This is a genomic window from Mycobacterium sp. UM_CSW (assembly GCF_000455205.1).
In the GTDB taxonomy this organism is placed as follows: domain Bacteria; phylum Actinomycetota; class Actinomycetes; order Mycobacteriales; family Mycobacteriaceae; genus Mycobacterium.
On the sequence record NZ_AUWQ01000173.1, the window covers coordinates 1 to 699 of the forward strand.

Below are 699 nucleotides of genomic sequence, written 5' to 3' on the forward strand. Positions count from 1 at the left end.
GCGCCGGCGGCACCGCCGGCATCTTTGGTACCCCCGGTGCCGGCGGTACCGCCGGCACTGCCGGCACGTCCGGCGCCGGCGGCGCCGGCGGTCAAGGCGCGGCCGGCACCGCCCTCCATCCGGACGGCGGCAACGGTGGGGCCGGCGGAAGCGGTAGCAGCGGCGGCATGGGTGGCGCCGGCGGCAATGCCGCCGGCAATGGTCACGGCGGTAACGGCGGCGCCGGCGGCGCTGCCCTTTCGCAGACAGGCACCGGCGGCGACGGCGGCGCCGGCGGCAATGGCGCCGGCAATGGCAACGGCGGCAACGGCGGTAACGGCGGCGCCGCCGCCGCGCAAGCGGGCAACGGTGGTAAGGGCGGCGACGCCCCGGGCAACGGCAACGGCGGCGCGGGCGGTGCAGGGGCGAGCGTGTCCTCGGCCGGCACCGGGGCGGTCACGCCGGGCACGGGCGGCAACGGTGGTAGCAGCGTCGGCGGCGTCGGCGGGGCCGGTGGGGCCGGGGGCGCCGTGGTCATCACGAGTGGTTCCAATTCCACCAGTGTCATCGGCGGTACCGGTGGCCATGGCGGAAGCGGCCTCTTCGGTGGGGCCGGTGGGGCCGGTGGGCAGGTCATCACCGCCGGAAGCGGCGACACCACCGGCGGCCACGGCGGCGACGGTGGCACCGCCGGCAACGGCCTCGGCGGCGCCGGCGGCG

General features: G+C 78.8%; 1 pseudogene. It reads left to right on the forward strand.

The window, feature by feature from the left end:
- Positions 1-699 (forward strand): annotated as a pseudogene (locus N415_RS32120) (PE-PGRS family protein); the annotation flags it as partial.